We start from the raw sequence: 21,009 nt of genomic DNA, 5'->3' as shown, positions 1-21,009 counted from the left end.
CTGTTCAGCGCTTTAAGCGGTTGCTGCGGGTGCGGTCCTCACCCTGTATCTGACCTGCTCAAGCTGAGGTTGGAAACAGCTCAATGTCGTCCACGGGGTGGTCGGTTGGAGCACGGCCTCGGTGAGCGCGGGCGGGACCTGAGCTGGGCGATCTCCCAGTAGCCGGGACCAGCACCACGCGAATGAACGCCTCCCGGCTCGGACAGCGCACGAGAAGCACGGCGTCCGATGCCTGTCCTTGTGCGGCGACCAAGGGGGTGTCGCCGTCCCCGGCATGGAGGGACTCGCCTCCGTACCGTCGCAGGAAGCTCCCCGGCACGACGTGAGTACTCCTCGTACGAGGCGCGTCCGTTGGGCGCGAACCGCTGTCCTCGGCGCTCCAACCGTGGATGTCGAGGACCTGCTGCACCGCTGCAGTGAGGTGATCGAGGCGTGCTTCGACGGCACTGCGCCACCAGTACCCACTGGGGCGCGGTGCCGTCGATGAGGCGGGACCCTGGCCGCTGGAGGGGTGACAGCCGCGCGAGGTCGCCGACCACGCCAGGACGTTCACCGGCCTCGCGAGATGGCCGTCTGCGGCGACGCCGCCCGTGCCGCAATCGAGAACCAATCCGCCTGCCGTGTCGCGGCGAATCACAAGGAGAGGAACACACCAGTAACGGAGGCGGTGCCCATGAGCGCGTTCACATCTGACAGTCACGCATCCGGAGGTCGCGGCCTCCGGCGTCCCGCTTTCGGGCGGCCGTCCCCGGCCCTGCTCGGACGCGCCGACCGCGGGTACGCCCGCTTCCTCGCCCAGGGCGCCCCGGACGACCACCCCTGCGACCATGACCAAAACCAGGACCAGGACCAGGACCGGGACCACGGCCACGATGACGCGGCGGGGCGCCGGTGAGCGACAGCCGCGCCGTGCTCCACGACCGCCATGGCCCGGTCGACGCGGAACTGCCGCTGGAGCGCGCCCCGTACGAAGCGCTTGTCACCGCCGTCCTCGCATGGCAGGACCCGGACCTCACGCCCCGCGACTACGAGCAGATCGCCCTCCAGCTCACCGGGCACGCCCGCACGGTCGCCTCCGACGTCCAGCGCCACGCTGCCGCCCTGCCGAAGAACGACGGCCGCGGCGCCCTGGCCGAAGTCGTTCTCCGCGAAGCCGCCGACCGCCTCTCCCAACCGCTCCAGGGCACCGTGCTCTGTGCCAAGACCCGCGCCCGGCTTGTGCGAGCCCTCTACGAACGGCTGGACCGCCTCACGGCTGACCGCCCTGAGCCTCAGTAGCACCGCTGCCATCCTGCGGCGGCAGACCGCCACGCGCGGCTGTGGCCACGACCGCCGGTCCGCCCAGCGGTGTAGTCGTGTCTGGACGCCGATACCGGTGCTCCCGCGACCGCAGCCCGCGGGCGACCAATCCGCGGATAGCGTGGCCCCGGATTACACAGGGCTGTTCTGCCCTGCTGTTTTCATGGGAGAGCCATTGTGAAGGAACCGGTATACATCGGCAGGGGTCCAGCCGTTCAACCTGATCTGCAACAGCTGGTCCACGCGGTGGCCCTGGGGGATCAGGAGGCTTTCGCCGCGGTCTACGAGGCCGTGGCCGGCTCCGTCCTCGGGGTTGCCCGGGCGGTCCTGCGTGATCAGGCGCAGTCCGAGGAAGTGGCCCAGGAGGTGCTGGTGGAGGTGTGGCGCACGGCCCCGCGCTACCGGCCCGAGCGCGGCACGGCCGTCAACTGGATCCTCACCCTCGCCCATCGTCGGGCCGTGGACCGTGTCCGCTCCGTGGAAGCTGCCGCGGCGCGGGACACCAAGGCCGCGCTGCTCGAGCATCAGCCGATGCACGACGAGGTGACCGAACAGGTCGAGACCCGGCTGGAGCAGGAGCAGGTACGGCGGTGCCTGCGCACCCTGACCGAGCTGCAGCGCCAGTCGGTCACTCTCGCCTACTACCGTGGTCTGACCTACCGGGAGGTCGCTGCGGCACTGTCGCTGCCACTGGGAACGGTGAAGACCCGTATGCGTGACGGGCTCATCCGGCTCCGCGACTGCCTGGGGGTGACCGCGTGACCACGACCGACCTGCACACGCTGACCGGTGCCTACGCCGTGCACGCGCTGGACACCGAGGAACGTTCCGCCTTCGAGCACCACCTGGCCGAGTGCGACGCCTGCCGGCAGGAGGTCGCCGAGTTCGCGGCCACCACCGGGCGCCTGGCTCTGGCTTCCACGGCGCGCACACGCCCCGCCATGCGGGAGCAGGTCCTGCAACGCATCCGAACCGTGCGACAGGTGCCGCCCGACACCGCGCCACCGGAGCGGGAACGCCGTGAGGCACAGCGGGGACGAGGACCGACCTGGTGGGCGCTGGCAGCCGGCGTGGCCGTCGCGGCCGCGTTCGCGGGGAGCGCGGTGTGGCAGTACGAGCGTGCCCAGGACGCGCGGCACGAGGCCGCGCTGGCGCAGCGGCACGTCGAGGATCTCGCCGGGGTGCTGACCGCGCCCGATGCCAGGTCGCGGTCGGCGAAGGTGGCGGGCGGCGCGGGCACGCTCGTGGTCTCCGTCAGCCGGGACCGGGCTGTGTTCGTGGCCTCGGGGATGACCGTGCCTCCGCAGGGCCAGGTGTATCAGCTGTGGTTCATCAACGGCGGCGCGATGCGCTCGGCCGGCCTGATGGACCCCGACCGCGGCAGTCAGGCCGTGCTGATGCAGGGTGCGCTCGACGACGCGTCAAGGGTCGGTATCACGGTGGAGCCGGCCGGTGGTTCCGAGCAGCCGACCTCGACGCCGGTCGCCGTACTCAGTGTGCCGGTGTGAGCGTGCGTGTGGGGAGCCACGCACGACGGGCGTGACTCCCCACACGGTTGTCCGCCTTGGCGTGGCGGTCGCTTCCGTCGCTGCGCCACCGATGTCGGCCGTGCGGCGCGGGCTTTCCGCGTGGTCGTTCCGCGCGCTCGACGGGGCACCACCTTGAGGTCTGCGGACCAGCCCTCCGAGGGGGCATCCGCCATGCCTGCGGGTCGGGCGGCCGGCGGATGCCCTGGATGCCCTGGTAGGAGGACGCGGGCCGCCGGAGTCGTTCCGGTCAGGGCGACCGGGCAGGCGCGGGTCCTCGGCCGGTGGTGGCGTCAGCTCGTGGGCATCAGGACGGTGTCGATGATGTAGACGTTGGCGTTGGCGGTCCTGACGTTGCCGCAGACGACCTTGGCGGAGTCGTTGACCGTGTACGACTCGTTGGATCCGGAGGTCATGACCTTCGACGTCTCCAGCGTGTCGAAGGAGCCGTTCTCCAGGCTCTTCGGGGTGAGCTTCTGGCCGACGACGTGGTAGGTGAGGATCTGCGTCAGCTTCTCCTTGTCGGCGAGAACCGCGTCCAGAGTGTCCTTCGGGAGCTTTTCGAAGGCGTCGTTGGTCGGCGCGAACACGGTGACCCCGTTGGCGTTGTTGAGAGTGTCGACCAGGCCGGCCTTCTTCACGGCGGTCACCAGGGTGGAGAGGGCCGGGTTGTTGGAGGCGGCGGTGGCTACCGGATCCTTGGCCATGCCGTCGAAGGAGCCGGCGCCGTTCTCCGGCACGGAGGAACAGGCCGGACCGAATGGCTGGGCCATGCTGCCCGAGCCACCGCCCATGTCCTCGGTGTCCTTGGGAGCCTGAGCCGAGGCCGTGTTCGACGAGTCGGACTTGCCCGATTCATCACTGTCGTCGGCGCAGGCGGTCAGGGTCAGGGGGAGCACGGCGGCCGCGGCGACGAGTCCGGCGGTGCGGCGGAAACGGGTGTTCATGATGATCTCCTGTAGAAGGTGCAGCGTGTTGCGGCTGCGTTCGGGTGTTGCGGTCAGGTGGTGCGGGGGAAGGCACAGGGCCCCAGTGGTGGTCAGTCGACCCTTACGACGACGGAGTGCCATCCGCCGGCGCCGTCGGGGACGGTGGGCGTGCGTCTCTCGGTCTGCACCGCGCCGGTGCGGTCGGTGGCGCGGACGGTGAGGGTGTGGCCGCCCCTGGTGGCCCGCCAGGGAAGCGACCACTGGCGCCAGGTGTCGCGCGTGTCCTCAGCGGCCAGATCGGCTTGCTGCCAGGGCCCGTCGTCGATGCGGACCTCGACCTTCTCGATGCCCCGCTGCTGGGCCCAGGCGACCCCGGCGATCATCACCGTGCCGGCCCTGGGACGGGCGAACGGCTTGGGGGTGTCGATCCGCGAAGCGGTCCTGACCGGGGCCCTCCGGGCCCAGCCGCGCCTGACCCAGTACGGGTCGTAGGCATCGAACGTGGTGAGCTCGATGTCCTCGATCCACTTGCAGGCCGAGACGAAGCCGTACAGGCCCGGGACGACCATCCGGACCGGAAAGCCGTGCTCGAAGGGCAGCGGCTCGCCGTTCATGCCCAGGGCCAGCATGGCGTCGCGGCCGTCCATGACGTCCTCGACCGGGCTGCCGATCGTCATGCCGTCCACCGACCGGGACACCAGCTGATCGGCCGGCCCGCCCCGTGACGGAGGCTCTACCCCGCACTCGGCGAGCAGGTCGGCCAGCCGTACCCCGATCCAGCGGGCGTTGCCCACATACGGGCCACCGACCTCATTGGAGACACAGGTCAGGGTGATATCCCGCTCGATCAGCTCACGGCCCAGCAGGTCGTCGAAAGAGTAGGTGCCGGAACGTTGTACGCCCGTGCCGTGGATCCGCAGCCGCCAGGCGGTCGCATCCACCTTGGGTACCGACAGGGCGGTGTCCACCCGGTAGAAATCCGAGTTGGGGGTGACGAAGGGGCTGATCCCCGGGATGCGGAGCCCGGCAGCCCTGGGGACCGGTTGTGCTGGTGACCCGGGGGCGGGCAGTCGGGTCTTCCCGCGGCTGACGACCGCGTCCTGACCGCGCGAGGCGTTCAATGACGTGCCGACCACGCCCACCGCGGCGGAGGCCGCTGCCGTGGATGCGGCCGTGAGGATGAAGCCCCGCCGGTTCCAGCCCTCGGGCGCGGGCGGAGCGTCTCCCTCCCCCTCGGTCACGGAGTCGGATGTCGACGCCGACGGCCTTCGCGCCTCGGCCAGGCGGCCCACCAGCACGTACAGGAGCAGCGTTCCGGCAACCGCTCCCACGACGGACGGGAACGCGTCGGTGAGGCTGCCGGAGTCGGGGCGGCTCACGGCGGCCGCAGCTCCGGCGGCACCGAGGACGAGAACCCCTGCGGTTCCGACCACTCGTGATCGCGTTGCCAGCGCACCGAGGACCAGTGCCAGCGCGGCCAGCACGGCAAGGATGCCGAGCTGCAGTACCAGCTTGTCGTCGCTACCGAATTGGCGGATCGCCCAGTCCTTGACCGGAGCGGGTGTCGCGTCGATGAACGCCCCGCCCACCGCGACGACCGGACTGGACTGCGGACGCACCCCTGCCGCGACCAGCTCGGCCACTGCCAGCGACACGAAGCCGGCCAGCACGCCGCTCAGCGCACCCAGCGCCTGACGCGGCCGGCCTGGCCGTACTCGCTGATCCTTCTCTTCTTCCCGCACGGAGGGAATCCGGTTCCGCGTGGGGGACGGATTGGTCGTGGACCTGATCGGGTGAGAAGAGGACCGCAGACCAATCCGCACCGCGTTCCGCTACGTATGACGCCTTCGAGTGTCGGCGCACGGACCTGGCCCCCGCAGTCAGCGGCGATTCCGGTCCGCTCGGATGGCGAGGGCCCCCTGTCGTCCGGACAGGGCGGAGACGACGTCCTCGACCAGTTCGTGGGGGGTCAGGCCGATTGACCCACCGCCCCGTCGCGGCCCTGGGTATCAACGGAGCGAGCCCGAGTCAGTCCGCGGTCTTCGTGAAGTCCAGGTCGGCATGACGGACGGCGCGGGAGGCGGTGGAGACCGTGGCGCCGAGCATGCTGATGCAGCCGAAGAGGAGGAATGTGGGGCCCGCGCCCCACCCTTCCACCAGGAGGCCGAAGAGCGGGAACATCACCGGGGTGATGCCGACCGCGCTGAGCGCCTGGACGGCGGCGACCCGGCCCTGGAAGGCGAGGGCGGTGTTGGCCTGCATCAGGGCCAGGGCCAGACCCCCGCAGAGGCCGGATACCAGGCCGGAGACGAGCGCCACGGCGACCGCGAGGCCGAGGTTCGGCATGACGCCGATCAGGCCGATGCCGGCGGAGGCGACGAGCAGGGTGATGTTGTGCCAGTGGCCGGCCCGGGGGAAGCGGCCACGCACGACGAGCAGGAGCGAGGTCGTGCAGACGCCGACGCTGAGGGCGGCGTTCACCCAGGCACCGCCGGAGGGACCCCAGCCGCGTTCCTCGGCGAGCACGATGACGCCGATCGCCATCGGCGGGATGCAGCCGATCATGGAGAGCAGTCCGGAGAGGACGAGCGGGCCGACGACGGGCTCGTGGCGCAGGTAGACGATGCCGTCGACCAGGTCGCGGCGGGCGGTGGAGTCCGCGGCGGGCCGTTCGTCGGGCGGCAGCGGGGCGAGCCGGACCGCGACCAGGAGGAGCAGCGAGAGGGTGAAGAGGACGCCGGTCACGGCGAACGCGGCGGCGGGGCCGCCGATCCCCATCGAGAACCCGGCGAGCGGCGGACCGGCGATGTGGCCGGACCGCTGCACCAGGTTGCGCAGGCCCTGCACCCGCATCAACTGGTCGCGGCCGGTGAGCCGGGGCGGCATGGCTCCGACCGCCGGCATGAACAGGGCGTCCACGACGCCGAAGACGAGGGCGAGCGCGACGAGCAACCAGAGGCCGGGTGTGCTGAACGCGAGCGCTGCGGCGGCCGCGAGGATCACCACGGCGCGGACCGCGTCGGAGGAGATGACCACCAGGCGCGGGCCGAACCGGTCGGCGATGACACCGCCGCCGAGCATGAGGATCGCCCGGGGTATCGCGCCGACCGCCATCACCAGGCCGACCTGGGCCGGCCCGGCCACCTTCTGCGCGGCCCAGCCGAGCGCCACGAAGTAGGCCGCGTCGCCGACCACGGAGAACGTGTAGGCGATGAGCCAGCGCAGGACGTTGCCGTCCCGGTGCACCGGGGTGGAGGGGGCGACGGCCACGGCAGGGGCGGGCGGGGCCACTTCGTCGACGGGTTCATCTGCTCGCGAGGTCACAAACGCGCATGGTCTCCCACAACGCCGGCCCCTTCAACGGAGTTACCGGCCGAAGGCCATGACCTTTCGGCGGCGGACCGGGATGGACACCAGTTCGGCGTCCGGGTTGTACACCGCGGCGCGATCTTCCGACGTCTCCAAGGACGGACCGGATGTACCGGTCCTGACGTCGAGCGGGTGCGGATCGACCTCGTCCTTTCGGGTGGGGCGTCTGCTCCAGGGCGGCCCCGGCTCACAGCACACGTCACCGCTGGTGTGCGGGATCGCGACTGGGTGGTGGGTGCGGGTTCTGCACCGAGAGGGGATCCATCTGCGTACAGACCGCCGATGGGGGCCGGACCGTCAGGGGGCGACGACGTCGGCTCGGGGGCATCCTGGGCGCACGGGCAGTCGTTGGGCAGCCGTCGAGAAGGGTCCGGTCGTGAGGGTGTCGTCGCAGGGCGTTACGGTCGTGGCTCTCCTGGCGGATCCGGACGCGCCGACGGAGGTCGCCCAGCGCTTGGCCCGGGTACTCGCTGCCCGGCTCGCCGACAGGTCGGGCCGGGAGAGACAGTTCGACGTCGAGGTGGTCAGTGAGCCCTTCACCGCGGGGACGGAGGACCTGTCCACGTTGACGCGCCGGATCATGGACCGCGCTCGTGCGGAGCACTGGGACATCGTCGTAGCCCTCACCGACCTGCCGTTGCACTCGCACGGGCGCAAGATCGTGGTGGATCTGAGCCATGAACACGGCTGGGCGCTGCTGTCCCTTCCGTCGCTGGGGAGCCTGGGTTTTCAGAGAAGGGCCCGGCGCACGGTTGAAGAGGTCGTGCTCAGCTTGGCGGGTGCGCGAGCCACTGGGGCCGTGGAGCCTTCTCCGCGGCTTTCACGGGGACGTTTCGTCGGTCGTCTTGCGCCGGTTCATCCGGACCCGATCGGTGAGGAGGAGACCGCCGACCGCCGATACGTCGTCAGCGGGCCGCGCGGTTATCTGAGGGTGCTCTTCGGTATGGTGCGCGCCAACCGGCCGTGGCGGTTGGTCCCGGGTCTCTCGAAGGCCCTGGCGGCCGCACTCGCCACGGGAGCAATCGCCACCCTGGACTCCACCCTCTGGAGTCTGGCCGCGTCCCTGGGCACACCACGCCTCGTGATCGCCATGGTCGGTTCCGTCGCGCTCATGATCGGCTGGCTGATCGTGGACGCGCGGCTGTGGCATCGATCAGCGGAGGCCTCACCGGAGGAGAGGCAGAGGACGGCTCTCTACAACGCGTCCACGGTCATGACCGTGGGTATCGGGGTGCTCGTCTGCTACGCGGGTTTGCTGGTCATCAACTTGGTGTGGGCGCTCTTCATCCTCAGCGACCAAGTCTTCACCTCCATGACACGGACCCCGCTGCACGCCTCGGAGTACTGGACGCTGTCCTGGTTCGTCGCTTCGGTCGCCACGGTGGGTGGCGCGTTGGGGTCGGGCTTGGAGAGCGACAAGGCGATCCGGGCAGCCGCCTATTCCAAGCGCGAACAGGAACGTCGCCGCATGCTCGAGAAGGACCAGGATTAGCTGGTGGCCCGAGCCGGCGGGCTGGATGCGACGAATCCGCTGATCGACTGATGGATGCCCGTTTCGCGCCGAAGGCCGACGGGGACCCGAATGGCACGTCGCCGGAGCGTCCCGGAGATTCTCTCCGGCGGGCCGACGGCGCCGCCGTTCCCTCCGATCCGGGTGAACGGCCCGTAGAGGCGTGCCGGAGCCGCGGCCCCCGTCGCACCAGCTGTCGGGGGCCGGTTGCGCTGTGCGCGGTCTCATCACCGCCGTGCCGTGGAGTCATGGCGCGGCACCAGGGAAAGTCATCATGAAGGCAGCGGTATATGAAGGTCCGCGAACGGTCACGGTGAAGGATGTACCGGACGCGAAGATCGAGCATCCCTGCGACATCATCGTCAAGATCACCAGTACCAACATCTGCGGTTCGGACCTGCACATGTACGAGGGCCGTACCTCGTTCGAGTCCGGCCGCACCCTGGGACACGAGAACATGGGCCAAGTCGTGGAGGTCGGCTCGGCCGTCCGGAAGGTCCAGGTCGGCGAGTACGTGGTTCTGCCCTTCAACATCGCCTGCGGCTTCTGCAAGCAGTGCGAGCGGGGCCTGACCAACTACTGCCTGACCATGCAGCCGGAGCCGGCCCTCGCGGGAGCCGCCTTCGGTTTCGCCGACATGGGCCCCTACCAGGGCGGCCAGGCGGAACTGCTGCGTGTGCCCTACGGCGACTTCAACGCGCTGCGTCTGGGCGAGGACGCCGCCGAGCGGCAGACCGACTACGTGATGCTCGCCGACATCTTCCCCACCGGCTATCACGCCACCGAGATGGCCCACGTCAAACCGGGCGACCAGACCATCGTCTTCGGAGCCGGACCCGTCGGGCTGATGGCGGCCTACTCCGCCCTCCTCAAGGGCGCCGGCCGCGTCTGGACGGCCGACCACCAGCCCGTCCGGCTGCGCAAGGCGGAGGAGATCGGGGCCATTCCCATCAACACCGCCGAGCAGGACCCGGCAGAGGTCGTCAAGGAGGCCACCCTCGGTCTGGGCGCCGACAACGGCTGCGAGTGCGTCGGCTACCAGGCACACGACCCCGAGGGACACGAGGACGCCGGCCTCACACTCAACGGACTGATCGACTCGGTCCGGTTCACCGGCGACATCGGCGTGGTGGGCGTGTTCCTGCCCCAGGACCCCGGCGGCGCGGAAGCCCAAGGGGAACTGGAGGCGCAGGGCAAGATACCGATCGACTTCGGCATGATGTGGTTCAAGGGCCAGCACATGGGCACCGGGCAGGCCCCGGTGAAGAGGTACAACCGGGCGCTGCGGGACCTGATCGCCGGCGAGAAGGCGAAGCCGGGCTTCGTCGTCTCCCACGAACTCGGCCTGGACGAGGCTCCCACCGCCTACGAGCACTTCGACACCCGCGACGAAGGGTGGACCAAGGTGGTGTTGCATCCCAACGGACACGGCAACGGCCACAAGCAGTAAAGACTCCTGAGGCCTCCGTCCCGCCCGCATCCCCGGACCGGACCGACCGCGTGCGGCGCCGTTTGGCCCGCTCGATCCGAGCCGGCGTCACTCACTCGGTCTCCGGCCCGGTGCGACGAAGGGCGGACGCCGCCCTGGGCCGGCGCGAGGACGCGTACGCGGCAAGAGAGCTTCCGCACCCCGCTCCTGAAGTCAGGGATCCGCCGGTCACACCGCCCGTCAACCCCACGGCGCGTGTCCCGACTCCGCGGTATCGCACGGCTGCGCCCGTACGGGGCGGGAGACCAACGCCTTCCTTCCGTTCACCTCACCGCACGTGGGGAGCACCTCATGAAGACAGACATCCGCTCCACCACCCGCCTCCGGCATGATCCGCTCGTACGCGGCCTCGGCTGGGCCAGCGCGCTCCTCGGCGTGCCCCAGGTCGTCGCCCCCGCGAGCTTCGCCCGGACCTTGGGCGTGGGCGACGCTTCCCGGCACCGCTCGGCCACGACCGCCGTCGGTGTGCGTGAGCTGGCAGCGGCGACCGGGCTGCTGGGGCGGCCGCATCCCGCCTGGCTCTGGGGACGCGTCGGTGGCGACCTCATGGATCTGGCGATGCTGGCCCGGGCCCTGAAGAACCACGACGGTCGCGGCCTCGGCCGCACCGTTGTGGCGACCGCCGCGGTCACCGCCATCACCGCCACGGATGTCTATGCGGCGGTGACCCGCACCCGGAGGAGCACCCCCATGGAACTGACCGCGGCCACCACCGTCACCCGGCCCTCGGACGAGGTCCACGCCCTCTGGAAGGACCTGGAGCGGCTGCCGGACTTCATGGCGCACCTGGACGAGGTGCGCGTCACCGGCCCGCGCACCAGCCACTGGCGCGCCGGCGCGCCGTTCGGCAAGACGGTCGAATGGGACGCCGAGACCACCCAGGACGTCCCCGGCCGGCTGCTCGCCTGGCGGTCCATGGACGGTGCCGACATCGACAACTCCGGCGAGGTCCGCTTCGTGCCTGCCCCCGGCGGCCGGGGCACGGAGATCCACGTGACCCTGCGCTACGAACTGCCCGGCGGTGCCCTGGGCAAGGCCGCGGCGCGCTACTTCGGCGAGGAACCGCACCAGCAGTTGGACGACGACCTGCGCCGCTTCAAGCAGATCGTGGAGACCGGCGAGGTCGTCCGCTCCGAGGGCGCACCCGGCGGCAAGCGGGCCCGGGGAGAGTTCCCGCAGCACCCGGCCCGACCGCTGACCGAGGACGAACTGAAGGAGGCCCTGGCATGAAGGCGAACTGCTGGACGGGACGCAACTCGGTCGAGGTGCAGGACGTCCCCGACCCGTCGATCCTGAACAGCCGCGACGCGATCGTGAAGATCACCGCGACGGCGATCTGCGGCTCCGACCTGCATCTGGTGGACGGCTACGTCCCCACCATGGAAAAGGGCGACATCCTGGGCCACGAGTTCATGGGAGAGGTCGTCGAGGTCGGCCCCGGCATCAGCGACGGCAAAATACGCGTCGGCGACCGGGTCGTGGTGCCTTTCCCCATTGCCTGCGGGGCTTGCGCGTCCTGCCGCGCGGAGCTGTACTCGTGCTGCGAGAACACCAACCCCAACGCCGGCGTGTCGGAGAAGCTCTTCGGTCACCCCACCGCCGGCATCTACGGCTACTCCCACCTCACCGGCGGCTTCGCCGGCGGCCAGGCCGAGTACGCCCGGGTGGTGCTCGCCGACACCAACGCCCTCAAGATCGAGTCGGACCTCAGCGACGAGCAGGTGCTGTTCCTGTCCGACATCCTGCCGACCGGGTACATGGGCGCCGACATGTGCGACATCCAGACGGGTGATGTCGTCGCAGTCTGGGGCGCCGGTCCGGTCGGCCAGTTCGCCATGGACAGCGCCCGCGTCCTGGGCGCGGAGAAGGTCATCGCGATCGACAAGGAGAGCTACCGGCTCGACATGGCCGCCGCCCAGGGCTACACCACCATCGACTTCCGCGACACCGACGTACGGTCAGCACTGCTGGCACTGACGGGCGGCCGGGGACCCGACAAGTGCATCGACGCGGTCGGGCTGGAAGCCACACACGGTGCCTCCCACGTTCACCTCTACGACCGCGCCAAGCAGGCGGTCCGCTCCGAGACCGACCGGCCACACGCCCTGCGCCAGGCGATCCTGTCCTGCCGGAGCGGCGGCGTGGTCTCGGTCATCGGCGTGTACGGAGGATTGATCGACAAGTTCCCGGCGGGTGCCTGGATGAACAGGTCCCTGACCCTGCGCACCGGGCAGTGCCACGTGCAGAGGTACATGAAACCGCTGCTGGGTCTGATCGAACAGGGCAAGATCGACCCCACCCGGGTCATCACCCACCGGCTGCCCCTGACCAAGGCACCGACCGGTTACGACCTGTTCAAGAACAAGAAGGACCGCTGCGAGAAGGTCGTCCTCACAGCGTGAGGGCCGCGCCGGTGAAATGCGGCACCAGGTGTCGCTGTCGCCGACGAGCCGAGTCAGCCATGGAGACGTGGGCGGCCTCGTGAGCGCCCGTCTTCTGCTTCATGTTGTCCGCGGACAACAAACGGCCCTGCCTCGGAAGCAGCAGTAGTTGGGGGACAGCCTCTGGCCGGTGCCGGCCAGAGGCTCATCACGGGGGTCGGTGTGCTGCTTACACCGGTTCCGCACTCGTGCGGCGGCTCCCGCGGCCGGAGCACCCGGGCAGGCACTCCAGCCGCAGGAGCTCCGGTGGTGCGGGGGCTCGGTCAGCCGATGGCGATCTCGTCGACCAGGAAGATGGTCGACAGGTAGGCGTCTTCGGTGCCGGCGAACTCCAGCTTCACCGTCTGGCCCTTGTAGGAGGACAGGTCGACGGTCCTCTGGACGTACCCCGAGCTCGCGTGGGCATTGGAGTAGGTGGCCAGCGTGCTGTCGTTGACCTTGACCTTGAGTGTGTCGTAGGCGGTCGAGCCGGACTCCTGGGTGGCGACCTTCAGCCAGAAGGTGAGCTTGGGGGTGCCGGTGGAGGGCACCGCGATGTTCGACTGGGACACGGACTCGACGGCGGCGGTGCCGTAGCCCATCATCCAGGCATACCAGGACCCGCCGCGCGCGGCCTGCAGAGCCGAGTTGGTGATGATGTTGTCACTCTGGGCCCAGCCGCTGGTGCCCTGCTCGAAGCCGCCGTTGGACAGCGCGTTCCCGCTGGGGGGCGGGGTGGATGGCGAGGGGGAGGGGTTGCCGGTGCCAGGGTCGGGCAGCGCGGTGCCGACGCTGACGGCTGCCCACGCCTTGGAGAGGAGGTACCGCTCCTGGGAGTTGGTGCCGTACAGGTCGGCGGCGGCCTGCAGGGTGGCGGTGCGGGCGCCGGAGTAGTTGGTGGTGGAGGTCATGTAGGCGCTGAGCGCCCGGTACCAGACGGCGGCGGCCTTGTCCTTGCCGATGCCCGTGAAGGTGTCGTTGTTGCAGGTGGTGCCGTTGTGCGAGCGTCCGCCGATGGTCTTCGCACCGGTGCCTTCGGCGGCCAGGTAGAAGAAGTGGTTGCCGATGCCGGAGGAGTGGTGGACGTCCGCCGAGCCCGCGCTGGAGGTCCAGCAGGACAGCGAGTTGCCGTCGGCGGCGGGGTTGTCCATGCGGCGCAGGTAGCCGTTGGACAAGTTGACCTTTTCGCCGATGTAGTAGTCGCCCGGATCGCCGGCGTTGGCGGCGTAGAACTCGACCATGGTGCCGAAGATGTCGCTGGTGGCCTCGTTGAGGCCGCCGGACTCGCCGGAGTAGTTGAGGTTGGCGGTGGCGGTGGTGACGCCGTGGCTCATCTCGTGGCCGGCCACGTCGAGCGCGGTGAGCGGGGTGTTGCTGTTCTGGGCGGAGCCGTCGCCGAAGAACATGCAGAAGCAGCTGTCGTCGTAGAAGGCGTTCACCAGGTCGGTGCCCATGTGCACGTACGCTCGGGCGCCGCGGCCGTCGTTGCGGATGCCGCTGCGGTTGAAGGTGTTCTTGTAGTAGTCCCAGGTCTTGGCCAGACCGTAGGAGGCGTCGACCGCGGCGCTCTCGCGGCTGGAGGTGGAACCGTTGCCCCAGGAATTCGTCGACTTGGAGAACGGCCGGGCGTTCTGCGTCGGGCTCGACTGCGGGCTGTTGTACGAGTCGTAGATGACGGTGCCGCCGTGCGCCGCGTCGGTCAGGGTGTAGCTGCTGCCGGACTGGGTGGTCTCCAGGGATACCTGGCCGACGTTGATGCCGTTGCCGGTGCCCGTGATGTTCTGGTGCAACTCGTACTGGTCCAGCACGGCGCCGCTGCCGGCGTCCACGATCACCGCCTGGCGCGAGGCCGGGCCGGCCTCGCCCGCGCCGGTGACCGTCGAACGGTAGGCGAGGACGGGCACCTTGCCGACCGCGTACACCACCAGGGTGCTGTCCTTGCTGCCGGCCTTCGGGTTCTTCACGTGCTTGGCGTGCTCCACGGCCGCCGCCGAGGCGGCGGCCGCCGTCAGCTTCGGCGAGGTGCCGGCGACCCGGACCGCGCCTTGGTGCGCCATGTCCGAGCCGGTGATCCGGCCCTCCTCGGTGAGGTGTACCACCAGGTCGCCGCCGATCACGGACAGACCTCTGTGGGTGCGGTCGTAGCGCACGTGCCGGGTGCCGTCGGCGTCGATCAGCACGTCCTTGGCCACCAGGCGCTCGTCGGGACCGAGGCCGAGCTCGCGGGCGGTTGCGGTCGCCTTCCGATCGGCCGTGCGTATCGCCTCGCCGCGTGCGTCGGCCGTCATCGCCCGGAATCCGGCACCGGGTCGGGCAGCGGAGTTGCCGGCAGCAGCGGTGGACTGGGTGGCCACCACGGTCACGGAGCCCAGGGCGAGGGCTGCCGCGACAGCGGCAGCCAGGGCGTTCTTGCGGTTCATCGCGATCCTTCCGCCGAGCCTTGTCGGGGAAATGCCGCATGACGTCATCTGGGGTTGCGGGGGCGTTCGGCAGCAGTTGGCTCGGCTGTGGCCATGAGGCTAGGGACACGAGGGGCGGCCGACATCAGGGCAACCCCTTGACCTGGACCGGAGAGGCTCGCCGGGCGCACCATGGCCCGATGCCAGACTCTGCGATGCGGATGAGCGCGTTCCACGAGGCCGGCCCCGTGCTGCCGGTGGTGCCGGTGGTGCCGGAAGACGTGCACGGCACTCGCCGGACGGTCTTGTTCGGGCCGCCCGGAAGCGGCAAGACCACCGCAGCCGGGGCCCTGGGGCGACGGCTGGGCCTACCCGTCCTGCGGCTGGCGCCGCGTCCGCAGGACGCCCAGGTTCCCTATGCCGGGCTGCTCGAACTCGCGCTGGCCCTCCAAGTACACCCTGCCGCACGGGAGCTGACGGCAGAACTCGACGACGCCGCCGGCCGGCCGGGCTCCCCGGACGATGCCGGTTCGGCCCTGCGGCTGCGCCGGTGGACCGCCGCCCTGCTGCGGGCGGCACCACCCATGACGCTGGTGGTGGACAACGCCCAGTGGCTGGACGCGGCCAGCGTGGCCGTCCTGGGCTGGGCGCTGCGCCTCACTCCGGACCTTCCCGTCATCGCGGCCGAGCGCACCTGGCGCCCGGGGGCCGCGGGCCACTGGTGCGGGGAGGACGCGTCCGCGGTGCGCATCCCGCCCCTGACGTCCTCCCAGGTCGCGACTCTGCTGTCCCCGTACCGGCTTGTTCCCCGCGAGGTCACGCGCATCCACACGCACAGCGGCGGAAACCCGGCGCTGGTCCTGGCACTCGCCCCGGTTCACGGCCACACCGCCGCCGTGCCGTTCGCCCCGGACGCCGAGGACGACCCGGTCCTCCCTCCCGCCGCCCGCCGGTTGCTGGGCGAATGGTTGGGCACCGTGCCGGCGGAAGTGCGGGAACTGCTGACGTTTGCCGCGCTCGACGACCGGCCCGATCTCGACCAGTTGTACCGCCTCGCCGGCCCGGCAGCCGAGAGTCTTCTGGCCGAGGCCGAGGCAGCCGGACTCATCGACCTCGGACAGCCCGGCGGGACGATGCGGTTCACCGCCTCCGCGATCGGCACCGAACTCGTGGCCCGGCTGCCGGGCCACGCGCGCAGGCTCCTGCACGCCCGTCTGGCCGAGGCCAGCCGTGACAGCGTCCGCCGCGACCGGCACATCGCGCTCGCGGCCGATGCCGCGGACCAGCGGTCGGCCAGCCACGCCGCCCGCGCCGCCGTACGTGCCCGGCTGCGCGGCGAACACGCTCTCGCGGCCGAGCTTTCCCTCCTCGCCGCCCAGCGCACCCCGCACGACGACGGCGACCTGCTCACCGAGCGGGCTCTGACCGCCGTACGTGCCGCCGCCCACTACGGCGATCTCGCCCGCGGCCGGGCTGCGGCCCGCCTCGTCCTGGGCCAGGACACCACCCCCGCCCAACGCGTCGACGCCCTCGTCGCCCTGATCGACGCGAGCGGCCAGCATCTTCACAGCGTGGACGAACTGTTCGCCGGCGCACTCCACGCAGCGGCCGGACGGTCCGACCTCACCGCGCGGATCCTCATCCGTCAATCCGTCTGGGCCAATGTCAACGAAGGCGACCCCCACCGAGCGTGTGAACTGTCCGGGCGGGCCGCTGTCCTCGCCGAGGCCGTCGGCGACACCACCACCACCGTCATGGCCCTCACGATGCAGGCTCGCGTCCAGCGCATCCTCGGCCACCCCGACGCCGAGACCACGCTCAACCGCGCCCTGTCCCTGCCCTCCACCGCCCCCATCCAGGTCAACGGCACGCCTCAGCACCTCGCCGCCCGGCACGCCCTCTTCGACGACCGGCCCGAGGAGGCTCGCACCGCGCTGCTTCCCCTGCTCGTCGATGCCGAGCGGACGGGAGACACCGAGGGCACCGTGGACATCCTGCGCAGCCTTGCCGAGGCCGAACTCCGCGCCGGACGGTGCGCCAGGGCGCTCGACCACGCCCACCGCGCCCAGGCGCTGACCGACGGGACCGCCCTGTCACCGGCGCCGGCGTGCTACACCTCCGCCCTCGTCGAGGGAACCGCCCGGCGCACCGACCTCGCCCTCGTCCACGCACGCCGCGGCGTCGACACCGCCCGGCAGGAGGACAACAAGGTCTTCCTCTCTCGCAACCTCTTCGCCCTCGGCCACCTCCTCCTGGCCACCGGCCGCCTCAAGGAAGCCCTGGAAGCGCTGGATGAGGTACGGGTCCTGGAGGAGCACCAGCAGGTCCGCGACCCGTCCGTCCTGCGCTGGCATCCCGAACTCGCCGAGACTCTCGTCGCCCTCGGCCGCCTCGACCAGGCGCAGAGCCTGCTGGACGACACCCGCCGTACCGCGACCGACCTGGGCAGGGACATGGTCCTCCCTGCGCTGGAACGGGCCCAGGCACTTCTGGACGCCGCCTGCGGCAACTACGACACCGCGGCCCGGCGCCTCACCGACGCAGCCGACCGCCTCCGCCACCTCCCGCTGGAACGCGGCAGGACCCTGCTGGCGCTCAGCCACACCGAACGACGCGGACGGCGACGTGCCAGCGCCCGCACCGCCGCGCAAAGCGCCGCTGACCTCTTCACCTCACACGAAGCACACCCCTGGGCCCAAACCGCCGCGCACGCCCTCAGCCGGCTGGCGGCCGTCCCCGCGGGCAGCAAGGCCCACCCCCACCTCACCTCCGCCGAACAACGCTGCGCCGAACTCGCCGCCGCCGGAGCGAGCAACCGCGACATCGCGGCCACCCTCACCGTCAGCGTCAAAACGGTCGAGGCGACCCTCACCCGTGTCTACCGGAAACTGGGCCTGCACTCGCGCTTCCAGCTCGCACACGCCGTCACACCAGCACGTGAGTGACCCGCCCGGACGGCTCGGGGAACCCCTTCAGCCCGCTGGGTCCGGTCAGGGCCCGTCCAGGTTCACCGGGATGCAGGCCGCTACCCGGTGACCTGCTGTTCGCCGCGAGTAGGGCGGACCATCACCGTAAGCACCGGCGACGCCGGGGAGGGCTGGCTCCGGCCGATGTCCGCGTAGCCCCACGACCGGTAGAGGGCGTGGACCTTGCCGTCGCCGGCAGCCGGGTTGACCATCAGCGTGGCGAAGGGCTCGTCCCGTGCGGCGAGGAAGGCCTCGTGGATGCGGCGCGCGCATCCGGTGCCGCGCCAGGCCGGCCGGACGCCGATCTCCTTGACGGCGACCGCCGGGCGTTCGGTGTAGGCGGGGTCGGGCGCCGGGGAGGTGCGCAGCCAGTAGCGGTCACCGTGCTCGATGCGGTTGCCGTACGCGTAGCCGACGGGCTGTCCGTCCACGTACGCCAGGACGGCGAGGAAGCCCGGCTCGCTGCCGTGGCGGTCGAGCCGCTCCCCGAACGAGACGATGTTGTAGTTCGGCAGCTGGAGCAGCGGGGCGCGGACCTCGGCGTAGGTGTCGATCAGGTCGTCGCGGACCGGGTTCAGCGTGGTGGCGGTGCGCAGTTCGACAGTGGGCGCGCTCGTCATGCGGGGGTCCTCCAGGCGTCGCGGGTGTGCTCGGTCCAGGTCTGCGCGGCGAGGCTGCCGGGTGCGACGGCTCGCAGTGCTGCCCCGAACTCGACAAGCATGCGGCTCACCCTGGGGTGTTGGGTAGCGGCGTCCGCCGGGACGGACATGGCGGTCGCGGTGGCGGCGTCGGTGTCGCCCTGGGAGAGCTGGGCGTGGGCGAGCCTGGTGGTGGCGATGGAACGTGAACGGTGCATGTGGGGGCGCGGGCCGGCCAGGCATCGGTGGGCGTGGGCCTCGGCGGTCTCGTAGTCGCCCAGGCTCAGGTGGGCGGAGAGGGCGAGGCTGTTCAGCTCGGCCTCGTCGTAGAAGGCCAGGAGCCACACGGGCCGTTCCTCTCCGGGGGTCGCGCGATGCATGGCTTCCTGCGCCTGGCCGAAGGCGCGGCGTGCACCGGAGCGGTCCTGGGCGACGCCGTGGATGGCGCCCTGCCGGGCGAGGCCCAGGGAGGCGAAGAGCGGGTCGCGGCGGGTGATGTGCAGGCTGCGGGCGACGTTGTTCGCCGCGAGGGCGTCGGCGGGGCGGCCGATGTGCCGGTACATCGTCCCGGCGTGGGACCAGATCCTGAACTTGATCGTCTGGTCCCCGGACATCTCGGCGAGGGCCTGGGCCTCGCGCATGTGCCGCTGGGCGTCGCCGTAGCGGCGTCAGTCGATGGCGGCCCACATCGCGGAGGAGCGGAAGCCGGCGGCCGTGGCGTAGAGGTGGGAGCGCACCCGTTGGGTCGACGATCCGGCGTTCTGCAGAGTGAGCGCCTCGTCCGCGAGCGCGGCGGCCTGCTGCTCGACGTCCAGGACGCCGCCGTGGCGGTGGTCGCTGGCGACGATCTCCGCGAACCTGCTCCGGAGGCGGGCGATGTCGCTCATGCCGATGCGGCGAGGGGCACCCGCACCCGGAGCGGCCGCGGCGACGGCCGCGACAGCGGCGATGCCGCCGACCAGGTTCCGGCGTTTCACGGGCTCCTCCGGGGGGCGGTGGGAGGCGGGGGGCGTGGTGCGGGCTCGCGGCGCGAACCCTAAGTCGGTGGCGGGCAGCCCCGAGAGCTCCTCCAGTGCCCGGCGGGTCGCCGACTTGGGCCACCGGACCCGCCCGGCACGCCACTGGCGCACGGAGGATCCGTCGAGTCCCCCAGGTTTGCCGGTGATCCGCTCCACGGCCTTGTTCACCGCTTCCGCGAGGCTGTTGGAGCTGTGCCCGTGTTCGCGCATCCAGCTCTCAAGAGCCGTGTTCCGCGTGCCCTCCATGCGGGCACGGTAGCGCGCGGCGCCCGGCGGTCTCAGGTAAACGGACAGTCAAATCGCCCTAGGGGGTTCAGCCGGAAACACCTGCATCGTCCTCACCGGACGTGGTCCGCGTGGAGTTGTCTGGTGGTCGAGGCGTCCGCATCTCCCGGGCGGACGGCTTGGCGCTCCTGCCCGAGTGGTGGTGAGGGAGCGGTGACGAGTTGACAGACCCCGACCGCGAGCGTGAGGCATCCATGACGACGCGCGGCACGATCCCCCCGCAGGACGATGCGAGGGCCGCACGCAGGCGGCGCATGACGGCGGTGCGCTGGCTGCTGTCCGCCGCGTCCGAGCCCGAGCATGCCGGGCAGACGTGGCCGGCCGAGGGGACCTTGCTGCTGCGGTGCGGTCGGAGCTTCACCACCGTGCGCATGCCTGGCCGGGTCGTCGAGGCCGCTGCCGGCACCAGTTGCCCCGAAGGGCTGGCCGCGTTCCTCGGCGCACGGACGGAAGGCGGCGGCGTGTGGGCGGACAGGCACAACGGCGGCGTCTACTTCCTGGTCCCGGTCGGCGCCTGCCTCGACTGGAGCGTGCCGGGCACCGAATGCCTCGACAGCCGGTCCTTCGTGGGTGTGCCCCATCCCGGCCTGGGCGTGCGGGAGGGCGAGCGGACGTACTGGCTCGTGGAAGTGGACGGCCCTGGCGCCCTGTGTCCTGTGGACGCGGTCGCCGCCATTGCCCGTCAGGGCGCGAAGGCCCTGACGGGAGCGGACTCCGTGGTGTTCGCCGTGGACCTGGGCCCGGTGAGGCAGGCGGCGGCACAGGCCCTGGAGCTGACCAGCGGGCTTCCCGGCACCCTCCCGGACCCCGTCCGTATGGTCCCGGTGACGGCCGGGCTCCGAGCCGAGGTCGGTGTCCTCGCCGAACGGATGCAGCGCTTCCTGGCCGGCGAGGCCGACGGGTCCGGCGAGCCGGACCGTTCCGACCGGGAGACGGCCCACTGGCTCCTGCAGCGGGTCCGTCACCGCCTCGACCACCGTATGGACGCCGACGACCGTGCCTCTGCCACCGCCCTCGAAGCGCTCGCCCTGGACGCGCGCGCTCTGGCGGAGCTGTATGAGCGGCACTGCCGCGGATAGACCCCCGTCCCGGCCGGCGCGAGGTGTCCTCCCCCGTGACACCCGCCGGCCGGGACGGGTCCGAGGGGTGTGCTGCCCCGC

The 21,009-nt window shown here is 71.0% G+C and carries 16 protein-coding genes; 9 read left to right on the top strand and 7 right to left on the bottom strand.

Annotated features, from left to right (window positions below; all coding sequences use genetic code 11):
- Nucleotides 1-891 precede the first annotated feature (891 nt).
- The 3 genes from HW445_RS03935 to HW445_RS03925 all read left to right on the top strand — a co-directional run bounded on the left by HW445_RS03935 (nt 892) and on the right by HW445_RS03925 (nt 2,807).
- Nucleotides 892-1,278, top strand: a complete 387-nt coding sequence (locus HW445_RS03935) for a DUF6415 family natural product biosynthesis protein (RefSeq protein WP_180219629.1) — start codon at nt 892-894, stop codon at nt 1,276-1,278.
- Nucleotides 1,279-1,476: 198 nt separating this feature from the next.
- Nucleotides 1,477-2,061 (top strand): sigma-70 family RNA polymerase sigma factor, encoded by a 585-nt coding sequence (locus tag HW445_RS03930; protein ID WP_180219628.1) that lies wholly within the window; start codon nt 1,477-1,479, stop codon nt 2,059-2,061.
- Complete coding sequence (locus HW445_RS03925; RefSeq protein WP_180219627.1) at nt 2,058-2,807, top strand: anti-sigma factor domain-containing protein; 750 nt, start codon at nt 2,058-2,060, stop codon at nt 2,805-2,807. The genes HW445_RS03930 and HW445_RS03925 overlap by 4 nt, the downstream gene beginning before the upstream one ends.
- A gap of 311 nt (nt 2,808-3,118) precedes the next feature.
- On the opposite strand, the gene HW445_RS03920 is transcribed toward HW445_RS03925, so the two are convergent.
- From HW445_RS03920 to HW445_RS03910, 3 genes are all read right to left on the bottom strand, one after another.
- Nucleotides 3,119-3,772: a fasciclin domain-containing protein gene (locus HW445_RS03920; RefSeq protein WP_180219626.1), complete on the bottom strand. Its 654-nt coding sequence runs from the start codon at nt 3,770-3,772 to the stop codon at nt 3,119-3,121.
- 92 nt (nt 3,773-3,864) lie between these two features.
- A complete protein-coding gene (locus tag HW445_RS03915) occupies nt 3,865-5,496 on the bottom strand; it encodes a molybdopterin-dependent oxidoreductase (protein WP_180219625.1) in 1,632 nt (543 codons plus the stop codon).
- A gap of 286 nt (nt 5,497-5,782) precedes the next feature.
- On the bottom strand, nt 5,783-7,078 hold the full coding sequence (locus HW445_RS03910) for an MFS transporter (protein WP_308798275.1): 1,296 nt from the start codon (nt 7,076-7,078) through the stop codon (nt 5,783-5,785).
- Between the two features lie 451 nt (nt 7,079-7,529).
- On the opposite strand from HW445_RS03910, the gene HW445_RS03905 reads away from it, so the two are divergent.
- From HW445_RS03905 to HW445_RS03890, 4 genes are all read left to right on the top strand, one after another.
- Nucleotides 7,530-8,615 (top strand): hypothetical protein, encoded by a 1,086-nt coding sequence (locus HW445_RS03905; RefSeq protein WP_308798273.1) that lies wholly within the window; start codon nt 7,530-7,532, stop codon nt 8,613-8,615.
- Between the two features lie 292 nt (nt 8,616-8,907).
- Complete coding sequence (locus tag HW445_RS03900) at nt 8,908-10,083, top strand: glutathione-independent formaldehyde dehydrogenase (RefSeq protein WP_180219623.1); 1,176 nt, start codon at nt 8,908-8,910, stop codon at nt 10,081-10,083.
- Between the two features lie 330 nt (nt 10,084-10,413).
- Nucleotides 10,414-11,352 (top strand): SRPBCC family protein, encoded by a 939-nt coding sequence (locus tag HW445_RS03895; protein WP_180219622.1) that lies wholly within the window; start codon nt 10,414-10,416, stop codon nt 11,350-11,352.
- The gene (locus tag HW445_RS03890) at nt 11,349-12,524 is read left to right on the top strand and encodes a zinc-dependent alcohol dehydrogenase (protein WP_180219621.1); all 1,176 of its coding nucleotides are present in this window, start codon (nt 11,349-11,351) and stop codon (nt 12,522-12,524) included. The genes HW445_RS03895 and HW445_RS03890 overlap by 4 nt, the downstream gene beginning before the upstream one ends.
- Nucleotides 12,525-12,826: 302 nt before the next feature.
- On the opposite strand, the gene HW445_RS03885 is transcribed toward HW445_RS03890, so the two are convergent.
- Complete coding sequence (locus HW445_RS03885) at nt 12,827-14,962, bottom strand: M4 family metallopeptidase (RefSeq protein ID WP_180219620.1); 2,136 nt, start codon at nt 14,960-14,962, stop codon at nt 12,827-12,829.
- A gap of 179 nt (nt 14,963-15,141) precedes the next feature.
- Between HW445_RS03885 and HW445_RS03880 the strand changes: the two genes are divergently transcribed.
- The gene (locus HW445_RS03880; RefSeq protein ID WP_180219619.1) at nt 15,142-17,886 is read left to right on the top strand and encodes a LuxR family transcriptional regulator; all 2,745 of its coding nucleotides are present in this window, start codon (nt 15,142-15,144) and stop codon (nt 17,884-17,886) included.
- 80 nt (nt 17,887-17,966) lie between these two features.
- On the opposite strand, the gene HW445_RS03875 is transcribed toward HW445_RS03880, so the two are convergent.
- Genes HW445_RS03875 through HW445_RS34065 form a run of 3 tightly spaced genes read right to left on the bottom strand, consistent with a single transcriptional unit; the run spans nt 17,967 to nt 19,810 of the window.
- Nucleotides 17,967-18,527: a GNAT family N-acetyltransferase gene (locus HW445_RS03875; protein ID WP_180219618.1), complete on the bottom strand. Its 561-nt coding sequence runs from the start codon at nt 18,525-18,527 to the stop codon at nt 17,967-17,969.
- Entirely contained in the window at nt 18,524-19,186 is a 663-nt protein-coding gene (locus HW445_RS34070) for a hypothetical protein (RefSeq protein ID WP_306673268.1), read from the bottom strand. Before HW445_RS34070 ends, HW445_RS03875 begins: the two co-directional genes overlap by 4 nt.
- A 27-nt stretch (nt 19,187-19,213) precedes the next feature.
- Nucleotides 19,214-19,810 carry a hypothetical protein gene (locus HW445_RS34065; protein ID WP_306673267.1) on the bottom strand — a complete coding sequence of 199 codons (597 nt, stop codon included), beginning with the start codon at nt 19,808-19,810 and terminating at the stop codon, nt 19,214-19,216.
- 200 nt (nt 19,811-20,010) lie between these two features.
- On the opposite strand from HW445_RS34065, the gene HW445_RS03865 reads away from it, so the two are divergent.
- Nucleotides 20,011-20,928 carry a hypothetical protein gene (locus HW445_RS03865; protein WP_180219617.1) on the top strand — a complete coding sequence of 306 codons (918 nt, stop codon included), beginning with the start codon at nt 20,011-20,013 and terminating at the stop codon, nt 20,926-20,928.
- The last annotated feature ends 81 nt before the right edge of the window (nt 20,929-21,009 follow it).

It is taken from the genome of Streptomyces sp. UH6 (assembly GCF_013421635.1).
GTDB classification, from domain to species: domain Bacteria; phylum Actinomycetota; class Actinomycetes; order Streptomycetales; family Streptomycetaceae; genus Streptomyces; species Streptomyces abyssomicinicus.
This window is presented reverse-complemented; position numbering and strand designations above follow the sequence as displayed.